Raw genomic sequence first — 6,516 nt, forward strand, 5'->3', positions numbered from 1 at the left:
ACGGATGGTCGACCGTGGACGGCCGACACTGATCGATGTTGCACGCGAGGCCGGTGTCTCCAAGGCGCTCGTGTCCATCGTCATGCGCGGGGTGGCGGGAGCCAGTGACGAGACCCGCGAACGGGTGCTGCGGATCGCCGACGAGATGGGGTACGTCCCAGATCAGCGGGCGCGCAAGCTGCGGCAGTCGTCGTCAAAGCTGCTGGGTGTGACCTTCGAACTGCGCGAACCGTTCCACGGCGACCTCGTCGAAGCGATGTATCGGGTGGCCGCCGACCTCGACTACGACATGGTGATCAGCGCGGTCGCGCCGAGCCGGTCGGAATCTGCCGCGCTGCAAACCGTGGTGCGGGAACGTTGCGAGGCGGCGATCCTGCTGGGCGCCCGACTGTCCGACGACGAACTCGCTGCGCTCGCGCGAAAGCTGCCGGTCGTCGTGGTCGCCCGCGACACGGACGCCGACGGCGTCGGTTTTGTCCGCAACGACGACGCCGCCGGTGTCGGGCTGGCGGTCGATCACCTTGTCGCACTGGGTCATCGGAGCATCGCGCAGATCGACGGCGGCTCGGCGCCGGGCGCCGACGACCGTCGTGCGGGCTTCGCCGCGGCGACCGCCCGGCACGGCCTGACCGACGTGCGGGTGGTCACCGGAGGTCTCGGTCAGATCGACGGAGCCCGGGCGATGCGCGAGTTGCTCGCCGATCAGAGGTGTCCCACGGCCGTCGTCGCATTCAACGACGAGTGCGCGACCGGCGTCATCGACACCGCCGTGCGAGCGGGACTGTCAGTGCCACAAGATCTCTCGGTGATCGGCTACGACGATGCGCGCCTGGCGTCGGATGCCGCGGTGCCGCTCACCACGGTCTCTCAGGACGCAGGCGAGATGGCGCGCGACGCGGTGGTCGGTGCGTTGTCGATGATCGCCGGCGGCGACCCCCCGGCCATCGTGCGGCGCCCCCACCTCGTGGTCCGGGAGACCACGGCGGCGCCCTCCGGCTGATCGAGCAGGGGGAGGACATGCGCCGCTCGCTTCTCTCGCTGGTCGAGCAAGGGAGGAGCTTGCGACGACCGCTCTTCTCGCTGGTCGAGCAAGGGAGGAGCTTGCGACGACCGCTCTTCTCGCTGGTCGAGTAAGGGAGGAGCTTGCGACGCCGGCTTTTCCCGCTGGTCGAGTAAGGGAGGAGCGTGCGACGACCGCATCGAGACCGCTTGAGTGACAGGTTATCTCGATGCGCACGGCTCCTTCGTCGCCGGGCTTACTCGATCAGCGGAGGGGTGACGTCGAGGCTCCGGGAGGAGCGTGCGACGACCGCTTTTTTCGTTGGTCGAGTAAGGGAGGAGCGTGCGACGACCGCTTTTCCCGCTGGTCGAGTAAGGGAGGAGCTTGCGACGACCGCATCGAGACCGCTTGAGTGACAGGTGATCTCGATGCGCACGGCTCCTTCGTCGCCGGGCTTACTCGATCAGCGGAGGGGTGACGTCGAGGATCCGGGAGGAGCGTGCGACGCCCGCTTTTTTCGTTGGTCGAGTAAGGGAGGAGCGTGCGCCGCCCGCGCTTCCCGTTGATCGAGTAAGGGAGGAGCTTGCGACGACCGCATCGAGATCACCTGCCGCCAACGAGCCGGGCCCACTCACAGCCCTGCCTTGGCGCGCAGATGATGGGTGTAGATGCGTCCCGTGGTGACGTCGTCCTCGACCTCTTCCAGTGTGCGGCCACGGGTTTCGGGAGCTTGGGTGTAGACGAAGATGATGGCGAAGATCCCGACGAAGCCGAACATGAAGAACGTTCCGGTGATACCGATCGCGTCGACCAGGGTGGGGAAGAACAGCCCCAGGAAGGCGTTGGCCATCCAGAGGCAGAAGACCGAGATGCCGATGGCGAGACCGCGGATCTGCAGCGGGAAGATCTCCGAGAGCAGCACCCAGGTCACGACGTTGAGGAAGGTCTGCATCGATCCGACGAACAGCACGACAAGGAACAGGATCACGTAGGGGCGCAGCGGGTTGCCGACGGGCAGCAGGATCGATGCGGTGCCGATCAGGAAGTGACAGACGGTGGTGAGCGAATAGCCGATCAGCAGGGTGGTACGACGGTTCATGTGCTGGGCGAGCCACAGTGCGACGGCCGAGCCGATCACTGCGATCACACCGGGGGCGATGTTCGCGATGAGCGCGGCGTTGGACGTGAAGCCGGCTTCCTTCAGCACCGATTGGCCGTAGTACATGATCGAGTTGATGCCGGTGAGCTGTTGTGCCACACCGAGTCCGATGCCGACGAGGATGATGCGTCGCACCCAACGGCTGTCACGGATTGCTGACCAGCTGCCGTGGACGCGGGTGCGCTCCATCTCGTGGATCTCGACGACCATGTCGTTCTCGGCCTTCGCCCGCTGCTGCGATCGGATGGTGGAGAGAACCGCGAGCGCTTCGTCGTTGCGGCCCTGGGTGACCAGCCAGCGGGGTGATTCGGGCACGCGCAGCATGCCGAACATCAGGCACAGAGCCGGGATCGCCGCGACCGCCAACATGTAGCGCCATACGCCTTCGTGTGTGCCCCACACGTTGCCGATGATGGCGTTGATGACGAATGCGGCGAGCTGACCGATGACGATCATCAGTTCGTTGCGCCCGGCGAGCGAGCCACGGATCTCGTACGGTGCGACCTCGGCGAGATACACGGGGACGACGGTCGAGGCGCTGCCGACGGCAAGACCGAGAATGACCCGGCCCAGGACCATGACCTCGAAGCCGGGCGCGAACACGCAGGTGAGCGCGCCGATCAGGAAGAGGAACGCGAGCCCCATGATGGTCCGGCGCCGACCGAGCGTATCGGCGATGCGGCCACCGAAGATCGCGCCGAACGCGGCCGCGAACAGCAGCGAACTCGTCACCACGCCCTCGGTGAACGCGGTCAGCCCGAGGTCTTCCTTCATGGGCTCGAGGGCGCCGTTGATGACGCCGGTGTCGTAGCCGAAGAGGAGACCGCCCAACGTCGCGATCAGCGCCACCGAATGGAGGCGGCGCCGGAAGGGCCCGTGCCCCAGAGGCGGTAGCGCTTTTCGTTCTCGGACCAGTTCCGAACTCTCGGCTGTCGACATCGGCACTCCTGGGTTGGGTTACAAGGTCGTAGGCATCGTGATGGTGGTCACGCGCTCGTGCTGTCGATAGTGTCATAATGTCCTGACAAAGTTCAAGACCTGAGGAGGATCAGATGCGACTCGGCCTCGTCGGCTATGGCGCCGGTGGACGACTCTTCCACGCTCCCTACATCACCGCGGTCGACGAGATCGAGCTCGTCGGGGTCGTGACCCGCAATCCGCAGCGACGCCGCGAAGTGGCAGAGGATCTGCCCGGAGTGGCGGTGTTCGACTCCCTGCCCGATCTGCTGTCTGCGGGCGTCGACGCGGTCACCATCACCACGCCGCCGGACACCCGACGCGAGTTGGTGCTCGAGGCGGTGGGACGCGGTGTGCATGTCGTCGCCGACAAACCGTTCGCCCCGGATGCCGACGGCGGTCGTGAGCTTGTCGACGCCGCCGACCACGCGGGCGTCCTGCTGAGCGTGTTCCACAACCGGCGCTGGGACACCGACCTCGCGACCATCGAGCAGGTGCTACCGCGTCTGGGTCGGGTGTGGCGGGTGGAGTCGCGTTTCGACCTCGACGAGCCCGGCAGCCTGGATGCCGGGCCGTCGGGCGGGCTGCTCCGCGATCTGGGTGCTCACCTCGTCGACCAGGTGCTCACGCTGTTCGGCCCGGCCGCGGCGGTGAGCGCCCACCTGGATTGGATCGATCAACCGCAGGGCCGTACCGACTGCGGCTTCATCGTCTCCGTCGCGCATCGGACCGGCGTCCACTCGACCGTCAGCGCCAGCAAGATCAACCACGTCTCGGCCCGGCAGTGGCGCATCTACGGTGCCGACGGCTCCTACGTGAGCGACGGCACCGATGTGCAGACCGATCAGATCAAAGCCGGTCGGCGACCCTCCGACGATCTTCCGGGCTGGGGTTTCGAACGCGAGGAGCGGTGGGGCCGGTTGCATACCGCCGACGGCACGGAATCCGTCCCGTCGGCCCAGGGGCGATACGACGAGTTCTACCGGCGCTTCGCCGCCGCGGTGGACCGCGGGGCGCCGCAGCCGGTGCCCGGACGTGAGGCCATCCGGGTTCTCGAGGTCCTCGACGCCGCGCGTGAGAGTGCGCTCGAGGGCACGACGGTGGCGATCGTGGATTGATCGTTATGTCTTGACATAGGTGGCGTGGCTATAACACGATGAGCATCTCCAAAAGCCTGGCCGAAAGGAAGCGCCGTGCTGTCATCGTTGCCCGCCGCCCGCACCCCAGATCCGCGCTGCGCCCCCGTATTGCGGTGGGGCATCCTCGGACCTGGCTGGATCGCGGAGCGATTTGTTGCCGCACTGGGCAAACACACCGAGCAGAAAGTGGTCGCGGTCGGTTCGCGGAACCTGCCGCGGGCGCAGGAGTTCGCGCAACTCCATGGGATCGACACCGCGCACGGTTCCTACGACGATCTGGTGGCGGACCCGCAGGTCGACATCGTGTACGTCTGCACCCCGCACACCGAGCATCTGCCGAACGCGCTCGCGGTGCTCGACGCCGGCAAACACGTGCTGGTGGAGAAGCCGCTGGGTGTCAATGCATCGCAGGCGGCCGAAATCGTCGCACGCTCTGCTGCCACCGGCTGCTTCGCCGGTGAGGCGATGTGGACACGGTTCCTGCCCAAATTCGACGTCTTGAGACAACTGCTCGACGACGGCGCGCTCGGTGAGATCCGCACGGTGATGGCCGACCATGGCGAGTTCTTCACCACCGACCACCGGATCTACAACCCGGCGCTCGCCGGCGGACCCATGCTCGACCTCGGGTCGTACCCGGTCGCCTTCTCGCACTGGGCAATCGGTGCTCCGGCGCAGATCGCGGCCATCGGCACACCCGCGAATGACGAACTCAACGGCCAGATCTCGGCGATCCTCGGTACGGCAACCGGAGCCCAGGCGATGCTCAACACGACGATTCTGTCCGATACCCCCACCGATGCCGCGATCTGCGGGCGCGATGCGATGATCACCATCCCCGGACCCTTCTACCAGCCCGGGCCCTTCGAGCTCCGTCAGCGCGACGGAGAAACCCTGCGCCACATCGAGGAGCACGGCGGACACGAAGAGGGACTGCACTTCTCGGCGGTCGATGCCGCCCGGGAGATCGCGGCCGGTAACACCGAGTCGACGACGCATCCGCTCGACGACGTCGTCGCCACGCTGACGACCATGGATGCCATCCGTGCCGAGCTGGGTATCGTCTTCGTCGGAGAGGACCAGCCGTGACCATCCGAGTGGGCATCATCGGCGTCGGCATCATGGGGTCAGACCACGCGTTCACCCTCAATCGGTCGGTCAGCGGCGGCGAGGTGGTCGCCGTCGCCGATGTCAACGAGGCTGCGGCGCACAAGGTTGCGGACCAGCTGCGGAACGCGCGGGTCTGCGCGGACGGCATCGAGCTGATCACCAGCGACGACGTCGACGCGATCATCATCGCCTCGCACGACTCCACGCACGCCGAGTTGGCCCACGCCGCGATCGCCGCCGGGAAGCCGGTGCTGTGCGAGAAACCGTTGGCGCCCACCGCGGCCGAGTCGCGTGCGGTATGCGACGCAGAACGCGCGACGGGTAGGCAGCTGATCACCCTCGGCTTCATGCGGCGCTTCGACCCGGCCTACGTCGACCTGCGCCGCGTGATCTCCGGCGGCAGCCTCGGCGAGATCCTGGTGGCCCACTGCGTGAGTCGCACGGTGACCGCCGGTCCGGGCGGCGATTCGGCTGCCACGGTGACCAATTCGGCGATCCACGAACTCGACGTCATGCCGTGGCTCCTGGACTCGCCGATCGTCGAGGTGAGCTGGCACGCCGGGCGCTCGTCGCGCAACGGTGGCCCGCGCCGGGATCCCCAGATCATGTTGCTGCGTACCGAATCCGACGTGCTGATCACCGTCGAGGTGTTCCTGAATGCCGGCTACGGCTATGACACTCGTTGCGAGGTCGTCGGTGAGGACGGCGTCGCGGCGCTGACCCTGCCGCAGTCGGTCGTCGTCGACGCTGCACGGACGAGGTCCGTCGGGTATCCCGCCGACTGGCGCCCCCGCTACGCCGACGCCTACCGGCTGGAACTGACCGAGTGGGTCGACGCGCTGTCCATTGGCCGCACACCGACATTGGCCACCGCCGACGACGGCCTCCGCGCCGCACTCGTCGCCGACGCGATCGTCGAGTCGATGAACGACGGCGGCCGGACCGTGCGCGTCGACTACGCCATGGCCCACGCCACCTGATCCCGAAGGGCTATTGCCGCGAGATCACCTTGCGCCAATGTTCCTCCACCCCAAATGCATTCGTCCCCCGCAGACGCGGTATTTGTCAACCTGCCTGAGACAGGTCGGTTACTGGGTTCTTCTTCGGTTTGGTCGGTTTGTGGTTGATCCCGACGATTGCCGGGACGACGG

General features: G+C 66.8%; 5 protein-coding genes. 4 read left to right on the top strand and 1 reads right to left on the bottom strand.

Going from position 1 to position 6,516, the window contains the following annotated elements:
- Positions 1-4: 4 nt before the first annotated feature.
- Positions 5-1,000 (top strand): LacI family DNA-binding transcriptional regulator, encoded by a 996-nt coding sequence (locus ACWDTI_RS26810; RefSeq protein WP_449741184.1) that lies wholly within the window; start codon positions 5-7, stop codon positions 998-1,000.
- Between the two features lie 631 nt (positions 1,001-1,631).
- On the opposite strand, the gene ACWDTI_RS26815 is transcribed toward ACWDTI_RS26810, so the two are convergent.
- The gene (locus ACWDTI_RS26815; RefSeq protein WP_449741185.1) at positions 1,632-3,098 is read right to left on the bottom strand and encodes a sugar porter family MFS transporter; all 1,467 of its coding nucleotides are present in this window, start codon (positions 3,096-3,098) and stop codon (positions 1,632-1,634) included.
- Between the two features lie 113 nt (positions 3,099-3,211).
- Here ACWDTI_RS26815 and ACWDTI_RS26820 point away from each other — a divergent pair, with 113 nt between their 5' ends.
- The 3 genes from ACWDTI_RS26820 (at position 3,212) to ACWDTI_RS26830 (ending at position 6,345) form a co-directional block, all read left to right on the top strand.
- On the top strand, positions 3,212-4,234 hold the full coding sequence (locus ACWDTI_RS26820) for a Gfo/Idh/MocA family oxidoreductase (protein ID WP_449741186.1): 1,023 nt from the start codon (positions 3,212-3,214) through the stop codon (positions 4,232-4,234).
- 78 nt (positions 4,235-4,312) lie between these two features.
- The gene (locus tag ACWDTI_RS26825) at positions 4,313-5,344 is read left to right on the top strand and encodes a Gfo/Idh/MocA family protein (RefSeq protein ID WP_449741188.1); all 1,032 of its coding nucleotides are present in this window, start codon (positions 4,313-4,315) and stop codon (positions 5,342-5,344) included.
- Entirely contained in the window at positions 5,341-6,345 is a 1,005-nt protein-coding gene (locus tag ACWDTI_RS26830; protein ID WP_449741187.1) for a Gfo/Idh/MocA family oxidoreductase, read from the top strand. The genes ACWDTI_RS26825 and ACWDTI_RS26830 overlap by 4 nt, the downstream gene beginning before the upstream one ends.
- Positions 6,346-6,516: the final 171 nt, after the last annotated feature.

This window comes from Gordonia sp. NPDC003424 (assembly GCF_053588655.1).

Excerpts from the sequence above, each read along its gene's own strand:
- ACWDTI_RS26810 (WP_449741184.1), top strand. The coding sequence starts at position 5 with ATGGTCGACCGTGGACGGCCGACACTGATCGATGTTGCACGCGAGGCC.
- ACWDTI_RS26815 (WP_449741185.1), bottom strand. The coding sequence starts at position 3,098 with ATGTCGACAGCCGAGAGTTCGGAACTGGTCCGAGAACGAAAAGCGCTA.
- ACWDTI_RS26820 (WP_449741186.1), top strand. The coding sequence starts at position 3,212 with ATGCGACTCGGCCTCGTCGGCTATGGCGCCGGTGGACGACTCTTCCAC.